The sequence below is a fragment of the Flavobacterium tegetincola DSM 22377 genome, assembly GCF_000425485.1.
Lineage (GTDB): Bacteria > Bacteroidota > Bacteroidia > Flavobacteriales > Flavobacteriaceae > Flavobacterium > Flavobacterium tegetincola.
Window position 1 is genome coordinate 163,254 of the sequence record NZ_KE384384.1, and the last position, 15,264, is coordinate 178,517.

Genomic DNA, 15,264 nt, shown 5'->3' on the forward strand with positions numbered 1-15,264 from the left:
ATTAACTTTACTATCTAACTTTAGAAAAACAATTAAAATGAATATTAAACAAATTACTTTTTTAACACTTAACACCACTTTCCTGTGGAGTTGCACTTCTGATAGCACGATGGATCTTGTCAATTCTGAACCCATTGCGGAACAAGTTGGTTTTGCGAAAGATGTAAAGTCCATCATTGACAATAATTGCGTGGTGTGCCATGGAGCAACGCCTATCCCAGGTACAAATCTATCTTTAACTACGTACGATAAAGTTCGTGATGCAGTTTTAAATCGTGGTTTGATTAACAGAATTATGCTGGAAGAAGGAAATTCGAGTTTAATGCCACAAGGAGGTCCAAAATTGCCAAATGCCACAATTTCTATTATTGCAAAATGGCAAGAAGACGGTTTACAACAATAAAAATCAATACATTATGAAAAATTCAATTATAATTTGCTTACTGCTTTGCTTCAATGCAACCTTTGCACAAGAAAAATTAATTACCAAAAATGGAACTACCTCGTTTGAAGGTTCCGTTGCCTCGTTTGAAGAAGTAAAGGCCAAGAATGATAATGTGACGTGTATCTTAAATACGCAAACTGGCGAAATTGCAAGTTTGGCACTAATCAAAGGTTTCAAATTTAAAGTTGCTTTAATGGAAGAGCATTTTAATGAAAATTACATGGAATCCACACGTTATCCAAAATCAACATTTAGAGGCGTTATCAAAAATTTCAATGTTAAAGATTTGACTAGTGTTGCGCAAGAATATACTATAAGTGGCAAACTTGAGATGCACGGAAAGTCAAAAGACATCACTACTGTTGCCAAAATTAAAAAAGCAGATAATGGCGTAGAAATCGTAACCAATTTTTCTGTGAATGCAAGTGACTTTGCTATTGAGATTCCAAGTGTTGTAAAAAACAAAGTATCTAATAAAATTAATATTTCTAATGTTTTTGTTTTAAAATAGTCGGTTAATAAAAATCTTTACCGCAACAAAAAAGTCTCTTTCCACAACAGAAAGAGACTTTTTTTTTTAAGTTTAAGCTTCTTATTATTTACTCAAATACATTTTTCGTCTTGAATACAACTCATAAAACTGGTCGTCTTTCAAATCGTCAATGAATAAAATACTTTCTCCCGTTGATTTCATTTCTGGACCTAAAGCTTTATTTACGTTTTTAAACTTACTAAAAGAGAAAACGGGTTGCTTGATTGCATATCCTTTCAATTGCGGATTGAATTTAAAATCCGTTACTTTATTATGACCCAACATTACTTTAGTAGCATAATTTACGTAAGGTTCACCATACGCTTTTGCAATAAAAGGAACTGTTCTAGAAGCTCTTGGATTGGCCTCAATAATATAAACCATGTCATCTTTAATTGCGAATTGAATATTGATTAGACCCACAGTATGCAATGCTCTTGCAATTTTATGCGTATGATCTTTAATTTGCTGCATCACAAATTCACCTAGATTAAATGGTGGTAAAGTTGCGTTTGAATCTCCAGAATGCACACCACAAGGCTCAATATGCTCCATAATTCCAATGATGTATACATTTCCATCCGCATCGCAAATTGCATCGGCTTCTGCTTCAATCGCACCATCTAAATAGTGGTCTAAAAGCAATTTATTTCCAGGAATTGATTTCAATAAATCAATTACGTGTTCTTCTAATTCTTGTTTATTGATGACAATTTTCATTCCTTGTCCACCCAAAACATAGGAAGGTCGAACTAATAATGGAAAATCTAATGTATCGGCTAATTTACTTGCTTCTTCAGCACTTTCGGCAATTCCGAATTGTGGAAAAGGAATTTTAAGATCCGTCAATAATTCAGAGAAACGACCTCTATCTTCCGCTAAATCTAAAGCGTCAAAACTAGTTCCTAGAATTTTAATTCCGTATTTTGAAAGTTTTTCAGCTAATTTCAAAGCAGTTTGTCCTCCTAATTGCACAATTACACCTTCTGGTTTTTCGTGACGAATGATGTCGTAAATATGTTCCCAGAAAACCGGTTCAAAGTACAATTTATCTGCTGTATCAAAATCAGTCGAAACCGTTTCAGGATTACAGTTGATCATAATGGTTTCGTAACCACATTCTTTTGCCGCTAAAACTCCGTGAACACAAGAATAATCAAATTCAATTCCTTGACCAATACGGTTTGGACCTGATCCAAGAACGATTACTTTTTTCTTGTCGGTAACAATACTTTCGTTATGAACGTATCTTGTTCCGTCTGCTTTTTCAACTTCAGCTTCAAAAGTAGAATAGTAGTAAGGAGTTAGTGCCGTAAATTCAGCCGCACACGTATCTACTAACTTGAAAACGCGGTTGATGTTTTTCTCCTCACGTAATTTATAAATCTGACTTTCCAAACAACCCATCATGTGAGCGATTTGTCGGTCGGCAAATCCTTTTTGTTTCGCTTCTAAAAGCAATTCTTTAGGAAGCGTATCGACTTTGAAATTTGATATTTCACGGTCTAAAGTATACAATTCCTCATATTGCTTCAAGAACCACATGTCAATTTTAGTAATTTCGTGAATTCTACTCAATGGAATTCCCATTGCAATTGCATCGTAAATTACAAACACACGGTCCCAACTTGCAAAAGTCAGTTTCTCAATGATTTGTTCGTAATTTTTATATCCTTTTCCATCAGCTCCTAAACCATTCCTTTTAATTTCTAAGGATTGTGTCGCTTTGTGCAAGGCTTCTTGGAACGAACGTCCAATTCCCATTACTTCACCAACTGATTTCATTTGAAGTCCCAAAGTTCTATCAGCACCTTCAAATTTATCAAAGTTCCAACGTGGTATTTTTACAATTACATAATCTAAAGTTGGCTCGAATAAAGCCGAAGTTGATTTTGTAATTTGGTTTTGCAGTTCATCTAAAGTGTAACCTAAAGCTAATTTCGAAGCGATTTTTGCAATTGGATAACCTGTTGCTTTTGATGCCAAGGCTGATGAACGAGAAACACGTGGATTGATCTCAATGGCAACAATATCTTCTTTTTCGTCAGGCGAAACGGCGAATTGCACGTTACAACCTCCTGCAAAATTTCCGATACTTCGCATCATCAAAATTGCCATGTCACGCATTTTTTGGAAAGTCGTGTCCGATAACGTCATTGCTGGAGCCACTGTAATTGAATCTCCTGTATGAATTCCCATCGGGTCCATGTTTTCAATAGAACAGATGATTACCACATTATCGTTATTGTCACGTAAAAGTTCCAATTCGTATTCTTTCCATCCGATTAACGCTTTGTCAATTAATACTTCATGTATTGGTGACATTTCCAATCCGTAAGAAAGTTTTTCGTCGAATTCTTCTTTGGTATGTACAAAAGCAGCTCCAGTTCCTCCTAAAGTAAACGAAGGACGGATTACCAATGGGAAACCAAATTCTTGCGCAATCTCTTTTCCTTGTAAGAAAGATGTTGCCGTTTTTGCTGGTGCCGTTGGAACGCCAATTTTTTCAAGTAGTTGTTTAAACTGTTCGCGATCTTCTGTAACGTTAATCGCATTGATGTCCACACCAATTAATTTCACACCAAAATCTTCCCAAATTCCTTTTTCATCGGCTTCTAAACATAAATTTAAAGCCGTTTGTCCTCCCATTGTTGGTAAAACAGCGTCAATTTGAGGATGTTCTTTTAAAATTTGAATTATTGACTTGGTAGTTAAAGGCAATAAATACACATGATCCGCCATTGTTGGATCGGTCATGATGGTTGCTGGATTGGAATTGATTAAGATAACTTCAATTCCTTCCTCACGAATAGAACGAGCGGATTGTGAACCAGCATAATCAAATTCGCATGCTTGTCCGATTACAATAGGTCCTGAACCAATTATTAAAAGCGATTTAATTGAATTGTCTTTCGGCATAGTAGTTGTTTTTATGTGTAGTTGTGTTGTTGTATGTTTACTTTCGGACAAGTCGCGACTTATCCAAATTGTATATTAAAAAGAGTTGAGTTTATACCCTCAAACCCTAGCCCTGATAGCAGCGGTATCCTTTTTAATTTTTCTTTAAAATTAAAAAGATATAGCGAATAGCAGGAAATAGCTCCTAAAATTAATCAATATTTTATAAAAAACTTTAAAAAAAAGCCGCTACTAATAAAAGTAACGGCTTGATATTGATTAGAAGCTAATCATTATTTTTTGTGTCTTGGTTCGCAAGAAACAGTCAATTTATGTCTTCCTTTTGCTCTTCTACGTGCTAGAACTTTTCTTCCATTTGGAGATTCCATTCTGTCCATAAATCCGTGTTTATTTCTTCTCTTTCTTTTCGATGGTTGAAATGTTCTTTTGCTCATTGCTTTGTATCTTTAAAATCTTGATTTAATTTCTATCTATTAGGTTGTAAGTTTTTCTTCCCTTAAAACCGAGTGCAAATATACAAAGGTTTTTTTTTTAAGCAAGCGGTTTTATAAAAATATTTTCAAATGATTTTCTTACCTTTGCAAACTTAATTAAAGAACTACTATGTATCACAGAAATATTAAACTTATTATAGCGGGATTAATCATTGCAACTGGGATTTGGCAATTTACGGAAAACAATATTGGTAACGGAATTTTCCTTCTTTTACTATCTACAATTTTCATCTTTTTATATTTTAAAAATGAATTTATCCTTTTAGCCTTTTTAAAATTGCGAAAACAAGATTTTACAGGTGCACAAAAGTGGCTTTCTTATATTAAAAATCCTGAAACGGCTTTAGTAAAAAAACAACAAGGTTATTACGAATACCTACATGGTTTGATGTTGTCTCAGACTAACATCATACAAGCTGAAAAACATTTCAAAAAAGCATTAGTATTGGGATTGGGTATGGATACTGATATCGCAATTGCTAAATTGAATTTGGCTGGTGTAGCGATGACGAGAAGAAGAAAATTGGAAGCTACGAACTTATTGAACGAAGCTAAGAAACTTGACAAACAAGGCTTATTGAAAGACCAAATTAAGATGATGAAGGATCAGATGAAGAAGATTTAGGTTCTAGGTTCTAGGTTCTAGGTTCTAGGTTAAAAATACAAAATCCACTTTTGAATGTTTCAAAAGTGGATTTTTTTTATCAAAAATTGCAATTTAATTTTAAACAGAAAATTGTTTCTGAACACTTCCTTAATAACCGCTCGTTGGGATTTCAATTACATATTTCTTTCCTGAAGTATTGGTCAACTTTTTATCGCGCAACCATGGATTGTGGATTTTTAATATCTTATAATTGATTCCTTGCTCTTTGGCAAAAGCAGCTAAATCAGGAATTGAAGAGTCAACTTCCACTTTTTTAGTTGGAATTCCGCTATATAATTCCTCTTTTGTATAAGTGAAACCGTACATCACCGGATTTTGCATAATTTCTTTCAATGCCAAAATCCTAAAAACATAGCGGTACGTTTCTTCAGTTAATAATAAATCATAGTAATTAGTTTCGCCTTGACTAGTAACTTGACGGTTAACTCCTGCTAAACCTCCGTTATAAGATGCGGCAGCTAACGTCCAAGAACCCATTTTCTCTTTTGCATTCGCGAGGTATTTGCAAGCAGCTTCGGTTGATTTTATCAAATGGTATCTTTCGTCCACTTCATCGTTAACTTCCATTCCGTACTCTTTTGCAGTTGCAGGCATAAATTGCCAAAATCCTTTTGCTCCAGCTGATGAAGTAGCGTTTACCAAAGCACTTTCGGCTACAGCCAAATATTTAAAGTCGTCTGGAACTCCGTATTTCTTTAAAATTGGCTCAATTATAGGAAATTCACGATTGGCTCTTTTGGTAATGATGATCATTGAACCGTGCAAATTTGCATTTACAATCAATTCGCGGTCAAATCGCTCTTTCACATCGGCTAAATGCAAGGGTGTCTTTTCTCCAGCAAAATCCATTTTACTTGGATAATACCTCGCTCCTACTTCAGTTTTAGCTTTTGGCTCTGAATAAGCAACCGAATGAATTAACGTTCCGCTTATCAATACCAATGCACCAATACTTCCAATTTTTTTTATTGTATTCATCTCTTTCATTTTTATTTACAATTAAACTACCTAAATGGTACATTTATTATTTCTCGCCCAAAATAATTTTGGGAAGATTTTCGTTCATCCAACGGTATTTACTCAAAATCATAATGTGCGTTCCTCCTGATACCGCAATATAATCTTTTATATTTTTAGGAGGAAACACTTCATCCATCGTTCCATGTATGTGAATGACTTGCTTGTCAGGCTCGGTTCTGTTCCATAAAACCATTTGCTCAATTGCCCAATCCAAATATACTTTTTCTCGCATGGACAAGTATTTTTCATACAGTTTCAAGCGTTGCTTCACTGCATTCCCGAACGAATATTTGGCCAAGATTTCTACATTATGCAACCAACTTGTGGGCAATAATTTATAGGCTTTTGTTGATTTTGCAAATTTCATCCGAAGCGGGACTTCCAAATTGGTTTTCACACTGGAAATAATGATTACTTTTTTAGGTTTCAAAAAATGAGCCATTTCTTGAACCAAAACACCCCCAAAGGAAACGCCTATTAAAACTGGACTAGGATGCTTTACTAATTTAGACATTCGCTCCGCATAAGCGGTCAATGTTTCGGCAATTAACGGCATTTCCCAATCTAATAAATGAATTTCGAATTGATCTTCAGTCAACTCGATTCGTTCAAAAATCAGCGAACTCGCGGCAAGACCTGGCATAAAATACACATGAATTTTTTCCATATAAATGTTTTAACGCTGCTACTGCAGCCAAAGTCATATAAAATGACGAAATTTGTATAAAATTACACGATTAATTGTAGTAGCCCAACACTTATTATTATTTTACCAATAAATTATGAACGTAATTTTAAAGTTCATGCGTTGCGATTTACATTGCTTTTACATCTAAAAAGCAATTAAAATTATAAATTACTTATATTATGGAAATTAAAGACAATACGTTCTCTAGACAATTTGAAACTTATGTTGATGAACAACTCGTTACTTTAGAATATTCGTTTCAGGAAAAAAAGATTTTCTTAACCCGTATAAATGTTCCAGAAGATTTTGAAAACGAAGAATTCATCAATGCCTTTTTGAAAGAAATTATGCAAATTGCTATTGATAACAACTGGAAAGTAGTTCCGATTTTACCAAAAATCGCTTCTTTCTTTCGCAAAAATAGAGTGTACAGAGAACTTTTACCACCCGGAATTCGGATTTAATAATTTACAAAAAGCAAACCACTTACGTCAAGTGGTTTTTTTTATTTTTAAAAAATTGCTATTTTTACGAAATGACATCCGAAGAACTCAACGCAAACGTACTGGCTTTTTTTGAAGAAATCATAAAGTATTATGGTTCTAAAACTGAAATTACTTCCGGTTTATACACTAATATGGAAGATTTCGATTCGCACAATATCACATGGAATTTGTCTGAATTCAACTTAATCCGTGCTGCTTATCGCAAAAAAGGAGAGCGTTTTATGATGGAAGGCGGTTCAATGTATGTTGAAATCAGTGCCAAAAATATTCTCTCATTCGAAAAAAAAGGCAGAAATAAATTTGAATTCATCGAGCAATACAGTCCTTCAGTTTATAGAATGACGACGATTAAATTTCATTATAAGTATTAGAAAGACAGGATTATAATCAACTAAATCTCTTTTACACGAATTTCCACAGATTAAAAATTAGTGCAAATTCTTGTAATCTATATAAAATTTTCCCGTCTTATGCTTTCACTAAATCGTGTACAAATTCCAATCTTACACTTCCGTCTTCATCGATTTTTGTCAAAGTAATTTCGTGTAATGTATTCACTAATTCAGGATTCCACGGTGTTTTTACTTTTACGTAATTTTCGGTAAAACCATGAATGTAACCTTCTTTATTTTCACTTTCAAATAAAACAGTTCGGCTGGTGCCAACTTGACTCTCATAAAATGCACGACGTTTTTTTACTGAAAGTCCACGAAGCATTTTACTTCTTTTTGAACGTACATTCGCTGGAACAACGCCTTCCATTGCTGCAGCTTCTGTATTTTCTCTTTCTGAATAAGTAAAAACGTGTAAGTATGAAATATCCATGTCATTCAAGAAATGGTAGGTTTCCAAGAAATGTTCGTCCGTTTCACCAGGGAAACCAACAATTACATCAACGCCAATACAAGCGTGCGGCATTACTTCACGAATTTTATTCACCCGTTCTGTATACACTTCTCGCAAATAACGGCGTTTCATCAATTTCAAAATCTCGTTACTTCCCGATTGCAATGGAATATGAAAATGAGGAACAAAAGTTCGACTTTTTGAAACGAATTCAATGGTTTCATTTTTCAATAAATTAGGTTCAATTGAAGAAATTCGTAAACGTTCAATACCTTCTACTTCGTCTAATTTTTGAACCAATTCATAAAATGTATGTTCGTGTTTTTTATTTCCAAATTCACCTTTTCCGTAATCACCGATATTCACACCGGTTAAAACGATTTCTTTAATATCTTGAGCAGAAATAGCCGCCGCATTTTGCAACACATTTTCTAACGTATCGCTTCGAGAAATTCCGCGAGCTAGAGGAATTGTACAATAGGTACATTTATAATCACATCCGTCTTGAACTTTCAAAAAAGCACGCGTTCTGTCGCCAATGGAGTAACTTCCTACATAAAAATCGGCTTCAGAAATTTCACAAGAATGAATTTCGCCCATGTCATTTTTGGACAAATCATTGATGTAATCTGTGATTTTGAACTTTTCAGTCGCACCTAAAACCAAATCCACCCCATTGACATCCGCCAACTCTTCGGGTTTCAGTTGAGCATAACAACCCACTGCAGCAACAAAAGCTTTATCGTTCAATTTCATGGCTTTTTTAACCACTTGCTTGAATTGCTTATCGGCATTTTCAGTCACCGAACACGTATTAATCACGTAAATATCAGCCACTTCTTCAAAGTCAACCCGTTCAAAACCTTCGTCTTGAAAGTTTCGAGCAATGGTAGAAGTTTCAGAAAAATTCAGCTTGCAACCAAGAGTGTAAAATGCTACTTTTTTTTTAGTCAATGTCATTATCGGGAGCCCAATTGGGAAATAGGTATTTTAGTTATATTTACATTTTGCAAATAGGGTGCAAATTTACAAACAAAATTTTTTAAAATGAAATCAATAAGCTACTATATATCACTATTTTGCCTTACATTAACGCTGTTTTCTTGCAAAAAAGAAGCCGAATCGAATCGAGATCATTTGGTTTTCAGATACAATGAAGACGCTAACATTACCTCTTTGGACCCCGCATTTTCAAAAGTGCAGACCAATATTTGGGCTTGTAATCACTTATTTAACGGCTTAGTTCAGTTGGATGACAAATTAAATGTGCAACCGGATATTGCCAAATCTTGGGTTATTTCTGACGAAGGAACGACTTATCGATTCACTTTGCGAAACGATGTATATTTCCATAAAAACAGTTCGTTTGGAAAAGACAGTACTCGAACTGTAAAGGCAAACGATTTTGAATATTCCTTTAATCGGATTTTAGACGAAAAAGTCGCTTCGCCTGGACGTTGGATTATGCAGAATGTGGCTTCGTTCAAAACAATCAACGACAGTATTTTTGAAATCAACTTGCACAAATCTTTCCCAGGATTTTTAGGTTTACTTTCGATGAAATACGCGTCGGTAGTTCCAAAAGAAGTAGTTGAGAATACGGAAATTGATTTTCGTTCGCATCCAATTGGCACTGGACCTTTTCAATTTAAACTCTGGGAAGAAAACGTGAAATTGGTCTTACGAAAAAATCCATTGTATTTTGAAAAAGATACCAATGGAGAAAAGTTACCTTATTTAGAAGCCGTTGCTATTACTTTTTTACCTGACAAACAAAGTGGATTTCTGCAATTTATTCAAGGGAAGTTAGATTTTATTTCAGGTTTAGATCCTTCGTATAAAGACGAAATTCTGACACAACGCGGTACTTTGCAAGAAAAATATAAAAACGAAATTAACCTAATTACCGGACCTTATTTAAATACCGAATATTTAGGATTTCGCCTTGACGGAAACAGCGAAGCCGTAAAAAACAAAAGCATACGTCAAGCGATGAACTATGGATTTGACCGAAAAAAATTGATTTTATATTTACGAAATGGAATGGGAACACCAGCCACAAGCGGAATGATTCCGGACGGCTTGCCCAGTTTTCAACCTTTTGAAGGCTATGATTACAATCCCGAAAAAGCAACGGATTTGATTGCAAAATACAAACTAGAAACAGGCGATTCATCCCCAAAAATATTCTTAAGCACTAATGCTTCGTATATTGATATTGCCGAATTTTTACAACGCGAATGGCAGAAAATAGGTTTGGATGTTTCGGTAGACATCAATCCACCTTCAACGTTACGTCAAGCGATTTCAACTGGGAAAGTTTCTTTTTTTAGAGCCAGCTGGATTGCCGATTATCCGGATGCTGAAAATTATTTATCCTTATTTTACAGCAAAAACTTCGCTCCAAATGGACCAAATTATTCACATTTCAAAAATGAAAAATTTGACCGACTTTATGAAAATGCTTTCAAAGAAACGAATGTAGAACAACGCTATGATTTGTACCGTGAAATGGATAAATTGATCATAGAAGAAGCTCCTGTTATTCCACTTTTTTATGATAAAGTTGCACGTTTTAGCCGGAAGGAAGTTCAAAATTTAGGCATCAACGGATTGAATATGCTAGATTTAAAACGAGTAAAGAAAACGAAAAATTAATTTTTTTAGCGAAAGCTGCCCAATGGAAGTAATTTTTTAGTAAATTGCTCTGCCTAAATTAAACAGCATTCAAACCATGAATACAAAAAACATATTTACTATATTTTTAGTTGCAAGTTCATTCTTTGCTACTGCACAACAAACGAGTAAATCGTCCTCTTTACCCAAAGAAGCAAGAACTTTTTTAGAATCAAATTTTAAAGGGATTGATGTTACGGAAGTAAAAAGAGCGAAAGAAGGAACTACTTTTAAGTATGATGTAACACTTGCAAATGGTGCAGAAATTGAATTCAACAATAGAGGACGATGGAGAGAAGTGGAATCTAACACTGCGTCACTTCCTACTACAATGTTGCAATCAAACGTAGGAAACTATATTCAGCAAAATTATCCTGGAGCTAAAATCACTGAAATTAAAAAAGGAACTCGTTTTAATTTTGTAGAAATTAATGATAAAGACACATTACAGTTTGATTCTGAAGGAAATTTTCTTCGAATTATGCAGTAATTAAAAGCAAAAATAAAGCCTTAGTGATGAACTAAGGCTTTTTTTATGTTTACGAATCTTTTCGCCACTTCTTTGATTCTTCAAAAACGTGTTCTAATATTTGTTGTTCTTTCTCATCAAATTCAAGGTTTCGTCTTGACATTACAATTCGTGCCGTTTCAAAAGCTTTTTTGGTAATGTAGGTTGAAAATCCCGAAGCACCACCCCATGAAAAGCTTGGAACGAAATTTCTAGGAAAGCCACTTCCGAAAATATTGGCACTTACACCAACCACAGTTCCCGTATTAAACATCGTATTAATTCCGCATTTACTGTGGTCTCCCATCATTAATCCGCAGAATTGCAATCCCGATTTAGCAAAACCTTCGGTTTCATAGCTCCACAATTTTACTTCTTCATAATTGTTTTTCAAATTAGAATTATTAGAATCGGCACCAATATTACACCATTCACCCAAAACAGAGTTTCCTAAAAAGCCGTCGTGTCCTTTATTAGAATATGCAAAAAGCACCGAATTATTGACTTCACCTCCAATTCTAGAATGTGGTCCAACGGTTGTCGCACCATACACTTTAGTAGCCAATTTCACTTGAGCACCTTCGCACAAAGCAAAAGGTCCACGAATTACAGAACCTTCCATGATTTCAGAATCTTTACCGATATAAATTGGACCAGAAGAAGCATTTAAAGTCACAAATTCCAATTTTGCTCCTTCTTCAATAAAAATATTTTCGGGTGCAATAACATTTACACTCTTAGGAATGGGTTGTGATCTTCGATCTTCTGTTAATAATTCAAAATCTTCACGGATTGCTGCATCATTTTTTTGAAAAATATCCCACGTATTTTCTACGGTCAAAACATCGTCGTTGAATTCTATTATTTCGTAGGTATTAAAATCCACTTCTTCTTGCGATTCTTGCGTGAAAAAGGCAATTACTTCGTCGTCTTTAAATATTGCTTGCTTGATTTCTAAATTAGAAACCATTTCCGACAAAACAGCGTTTGGCAAAAATGAAGCATTAATCATAACATTTTCTTCCATTTCCACCATCGGAAATTTATCTTGTAAATATTCTTCTGTAACCGTCGTAGTAGTCGAACCTAAATAGTTTTCCCATTTTTCACGAATGGTTAAAATCCCGATTCGAATATCAGCAACTGGTCGCGTAAATGTGAACGGAAGCAATGCGTTACGAACAGGTCCGTCAAAAAGTATATAATTCATTTGATGTGTTTAAAAGTTTAATAGTTCAAAAGTTTAAAGATTTCCTCGCTGCTTTTAAAATCAGCTCAAAGTTACAAAGTAAAAATGATTTTTGCGCATAAAAAAAGCCTCCCAAACGGAAGGCTTTTGATAATTTGAAACACCAACTAGATTATTTAGTGTGTTTTGCGTATTTTGTTTTAAATTTATCAATACGTCCTGCAGTATCAATAAGTTTAGATTTACCTGTGTAAAAAGGGTGAGAAGTTCTAGAGATCTCCATTTTCACAACTGGATATTCAACACCTTCGTGCTCGATTGTTTCTTTAGTGTCTGCTGTAGATTTAGTGATGAAGATATCGTCGTTAGACATGTCTTTAAAAGCAACTAATCTGTAATTTTCTGGGTGAATTCCTTTTTTCATGGTAAATGTTTTTTATTCGTTTGTTGAAATAATTTGTTCTGAAGCTTTTTCATTTCATTGAAAAAGGTATAAACTCCTTATGACTTTTTAATTATTCTGTTTTTAATTTCAGAGTGCAAAAATACAATTATTTTTCAATATACAAATCTTTAATGCGCTTTTTTTAATTCATTTAGAAAATGATTTTTAAAGATAGTAAAAGTGGATTTGTTATATTTGTGGCTTATTTCGAAGATACTACTAATGACAGACCCTATTAAAAAAATTGGATTTCGAAATGGCTTCCTATTAGGTTGCCTTTTGATTCTCCTTTCTACTTACATTAATTTTTTTCATTTAGAATTACTCACAAGCGTTTGGCTTGGTTTTTCCACCGTTTTTCTACTTATTGCATTTGGAATAATTTCCATTTTGCAAACAAAAGCAAAGTTAGGCGGTTATATTACTTTTAAAGAATCATTCTCCACTTATTTCTATACTATTTTGGTAGGGAATTTAATGAGTGCGTTGTACTTATTGCTGTTGTATTTATTTATTCTTTCGCCAGAAACCAAAGTGTTAATTCTGGAAGGCATGCGTGATTTTGACGTAAGTCTATTGAAACAAAATTTAATGCCGCAACAAAATATTGACGATACGTTAGAGTTCTATAAAACGTACGATCCATTTGCAGCAAGCGTTGTTTTTACGGGATTTATTAAATATTTACTGCGTGATTGTTTAATTGGATTTTTAGTAGCTTTAATATTTAGAAACAAGCGAACCTTATAATTTATGAATCTATCTATTGTTATACCGCTTCTCAACGAAGAAGAATCTTTACTAGAACTTCATAATTGGATTGTGAAAGTCATGACTGCGCAAAATTACAGTTATGAAATTCTGTTTATTGACGATGGAAGTACCGATACCTCTTGGTCTATTATCGAGCGTTTATCTGTGGAGAATCTAAATGTCAAAGGCATTCGTTTTCTGAAGAATTTTGGGAAATCGCAAGCGCTGCATGCCGGTTTTGCAAAAGCACAAGGTGATGTAATTATTACAATGGACGCCGATTTACAAGACAGTCCCGAAGAAATTCCAGAATTGTACGACATGATTGTGAATCAAAATTTTGATTTGGTTTCAGGTTGGAAAAAGAAACGCTACGATTCAGTAGTTTCAAAGAACTTACCTTCCAAGTTATTCAATTGGGCCGCGAGAAGAACTTCTGGTGTAGAGTTGAACGACTTTAATTGCGGATTAAAAGCATACAAAAATATTGTGGTCAAAAACATTGAAGTTTCAGGTGAAATGCACCGCTACATACCTGTTTTGGCAAAAAATGCGGGTTTTGGAAAAATTGGCGAGAAAGTAGTTTTACACCAAGCACGAAAATACGGCGTTACTAAATTTGGAATGGATCGGTTTGTAAATGGTTTTTTAGACCTAATCACCATTTGGTTCTTATCGCGTTTTGGAAAACGTCCGATGCACTTGTTTGGTCTTTTGGGTTCCATTATGTTTGTTATTGGTTTTTTAGCCACTATTTTCATAATAATCATTAAATTAGTAAAATTAAACTCAGGATATCCAACTATATTGGTAACTGATAATCCTTTGTTTTATATTGCATTAACATCCATGATGATTGGAACACAATTATTTTTAGCTGGATTTTTGGGAGAAATTATTTTACGAACAAAGAACAATGAAGAGCGTTATAAGATTTCGAAGGTGATTTAGAACACTCATTAATTGCCATCAGATTTTTTAATATCATTAAAAATATAATTTGAGATCTTGAGGTCATATATTGTAACCTCAAGTTTGAATAAATAGATTATTAGTCATTTGAAAATATATACGCCATGCCAAATTTAGCAACGATTGATAACAAAATTTTTATGCTGCGAAATCAAAAAGTGATGTTTGATTTTGATTTAGCTTTACTCTATGAAATTGAAACTAAACGTCTAAAAGAAGCTGTTCGAAGAAATATAGAACGATTTCCTGAAGATTTTATGTTTGAATTGACTAAAGAAGAATTTGACAACTTGAGGACGCAATTTGCGACCTCAAGTTATGGAGGAACTCGATACATGCCATTTGCATTTACAGAACAGGGCGTTGCGATGTTGTCTTCTGTATTAAAATCAGCGAAAGCCATCGAAGTTAATATTGCTATAATACGCACATTTGTAACGCTTCGAAACTCGATTTTATCATTGGAAGAGATTTCAAAAAGAGTTACCGACGTTGAAAAACGTTTCCCAGAAATATACAATGCGTTAAATTATCTGATGGATACCGATAAAAAAAGCATTGAACAAACCGAACGAATTAAAATAGGATACAAAAAAATATAAAT

17 protein-coding genes are annotated in these 15,264 nt (G+C 34.1%); 10 read left to right on the forward strand and 7 right to left on the reverse strand.

Annotated elements, in window-relative coordinates; genetic code table 11:
- Window positions 1-37 precede the first annotated feature (37 nt).
- Both H602_RS0112235 and H602_RS0112240 read left to right on the forward strand, forming a co-directional pair.
- A complete protein-coding gene (locus H602_RS0112235) occupies window positions 38-403 on the forward strand; it encodes a hypothetical protein (RefSeq protein ID WP_051224476.1) in 366 nt (121 codons plus the stop codon).
- A 13-nt stretch (window positions 404-416) separates the two neighbouring features.
- Window positions 417-956: a YceI family protein gene (locus tag H602_RS0112240; RefSeq protein WP_026978253.1), complete on the forward strand. Its 540-nt coding sequence runs from the start codon at window positions 417-419 to the stop codon at window positions 954-956.
- Window positions 957-1,040: 84 nt separating this feature from the next.
- Here the strand turns inward: H602_RS0112240 and carB are convergent, their stop codons facing one another.
- Together carB and rpmH are read right to left on the reverse strand one after the other, a co-directional pair.
- Window positions 1,041-3,896 (reverse strand): carbamoyl-phosphate synthase large subunit, encoded by a 2,856-nt coding sequence (carB, locus tag H602_RS0112245; protein ID WP_026978254.1) that lies wholly within the window; start codon window positions 3,894-3,896, stop codon window positions 1,041-1,043.
- A gap of 272 nt (window positions 3,897-4,168) precedes the next feature.
- Entirely contained in the window at window positions 4,169-4,330 is a 162-nt protein-coding gene (gene rpmH, locus H602_RS0112250; RefSeq protein ID WP_026978255.1) for a 50S ribosomal protein L34, read from the reverse strand.
- A 169-nt stretch (window positions 4,331-4,499) separates the two neighbouring features.
- Here rpmH and H602_RS0112255 point away from each other — a divergent pair, with 169 nt between their 5' ends.
- On the forward strand, window positions 4,500-5,015 hold the full coding sequence (locus tag H602_RS0112255; RefSeq protein ID WP_026978256.1) for a hypothetical protein: 516 nt from the start codon (window positions 4,500-4,502) through the stop codon (window positions 5,013-5,015).
- Between the two features lie 129 nt (window positions 5,016-5,144).
- Here the strand turns inward: H602_RS0112255 and H602_RS0112260 are convergent, their stop codons facing one another.
- Both H602_RS0112260 and H602_RS0112265 read right to left on the reverse strand, forming a co-directional pair.
- Window positions 5,145-6,035: a lytic transglycosylase domain-containing protein gene (locus H602_RS0112260; RefSeq protein ID WP_026978257.1), complete on the reverse strand. Its 891-nt coding sequence runs from the start codon at window positions 6,033-6,035 to the stop codon at window positions 5,145-5,147.
- Between the two features lie 46 nt (window positions 6,036-6,081).
- Window positions 6,082-6,744 (reverse strand): alpha/beta hydrolase family protein, encoded by a 663-nt coding sequence (locus H602_RS0112265; protein ID WP_026978258.1) that lies wholly within the window; start codon window positions 6,742-6,744, stop codon window positions 6,082-6,084.
- 200 nt (window positions 6,745-6,944) lie between these two features.
- Between H602_RS0112265 and H602_RS0112270 the strand changes: the two genes are divergently transcribed.
- Together H602_RS0112270 and H602_RS0112275 are read left to right on the forward strand one after the other, a co-directional pair.
- Window positions 6,945-7,229, forward strand: a complete 285-nt coding sequence (locus H602_RS0112270) for a GNAT family N-acetyltransferase (RefSeq protein WP_026978259.1) — start codon at window positions 6,945-6,947, stop codon at window positions 7,227-7,229.
- 71 nt (window positions 7,230-7,300) lie between these two features.
- A complete protein-coding gene (locus H602_RS0112275) occupies window positions 7,301-7,642 on the forward strand; it encodes a hypothetical protein (protein ID WP_026978260.1) in 342 nt (113 codons plus the stop codon).
- Window positions 7,643-7,739: 97 nt separating this feature from the next.
- Here the strand turns inward: H602_RS0112275 and mtaB are convergent, their stop codons facing one another.
- Complete coding sequence (gene mtaB / locus H602_RS0112280) at window positions 7,740-9,077, reverse strand: tRNA (N(6)-L-threonylcarbamoyladenosine(37)-C(2))-methylthiotransferase MtaB (protein WP_035759574.1); 1,338 nt, start codon at window positions 9,075-9,077, stop codon at window positions 7,740-7,742.
- A gap of 87 nt (window positions 9,078-9,164) precedes the next feature.
- Here mtaB and H602_RS0112285 point away from each other — a divergent pair, with 87 nt between their 5' ends.
- Both H602_RS0112285 and H602_RS0112290 read left to right on the forward strand, forming a co-directional pair.
- Window positions 9,165-10,775: an ABC transporter substrate-binding protein gene (locus H602_RS0112285; protein WP_026978262.1), complete on the forward strand. Its 1,611-nt coding sequence runs from the start codon at window positions 9,165-9,167 to the stop codon at window positions 10,773-10,775.
- Between the two features lie 76 nt (window positions 10,776-10,851).
- The gene (locus H602_RS0112290; protein WP_026978263.1) at window positions 10,852-11,283 is read left to right on the forward strand and encodes a PepSY-like domain-containing protein; all 432 of its coding nucleotides are present in this window, start codon (window positions 10,852-10,854) and stop codon (window positions 11,281-11,283) included.
- Window positions 11,284-11,332: 49 nt separating this feature from the next.
- On the opposite strand, the gene H602_RS0112295 is transcribed toward H602_RS0112290, so the two are convergent.
- The gene (locus H602_RS0112295; RefSeq protein WP_026978264.1) at window positions 11,333-12,511 is read right to left on the reverse strand and encodes a GlmU family protein; all 1,179 of its coding nucleotides are present in this window, start codon (window positions 12,509-12,511) and stop codon (window positions 11,333-11,335) included.
- Between the two features lie 151 nt (window positions 12,512-12,662).
- On the reverse strand, window positions 12,663-12,914 hold the full coding sequence (locus tag H602_RS0112300; RefSeq protein WP_026978265.1) for a type B 50S ribosomal protein L31: 252 nt from the start codon (window positions 12,912-12,914) through the stop codon (window positions 12,663-12,665).
- Window positions 12,915-13,157: 243 nt separating this feature from the next.
- Between H602_RS0112300 and H602_RS0112305 the strand changes: the two genes are divergently transcribed.
- From H602_RS0112305 to H602_RS0112315, 3 genes are all read left to right on the forward strand, one after another.
- The gene (locus H602_RS0112305; protein ID WP_026978266.1) at window positions 13,158-13,685 is read left to right on the forward strand and encodes a DUF4199 family protein; all 528 of its coding nucleotides are present in this window, start codon (window positions 13,158-13,160) and stop codon (window positions 13,683-13,685) included.
- A 3-nt stretch (window positions 13,686-13,688) separates the two neighbouring features.
- Complete coding sequence (locus H602_RS0112310) at window positions 13,689-14,639, forward strand: glycosyltransferase family 2 protein (RefSeq protein WP_026978267.1); 951 nt, start codon at window positions 13,689-13,691, stop codon at window positions 14,637-14,639.
- A gap of 125 nt (window positions 14,640-14,764) precedes the next feature.
- Window positions 14,765-15,262 (forward strand): ORF6N domain-containing protein, encoded by a 498-nt coding sequence (locus tag H602_RS0112315; RefSeq protein WP_026978268.1) that lies wholly within the window; start codon window positions 14,765-14,767, stop codon window positions 15,260-15,262.
- Window positions 15,263-15,264 lie beyond the last annotated feature (2 nt).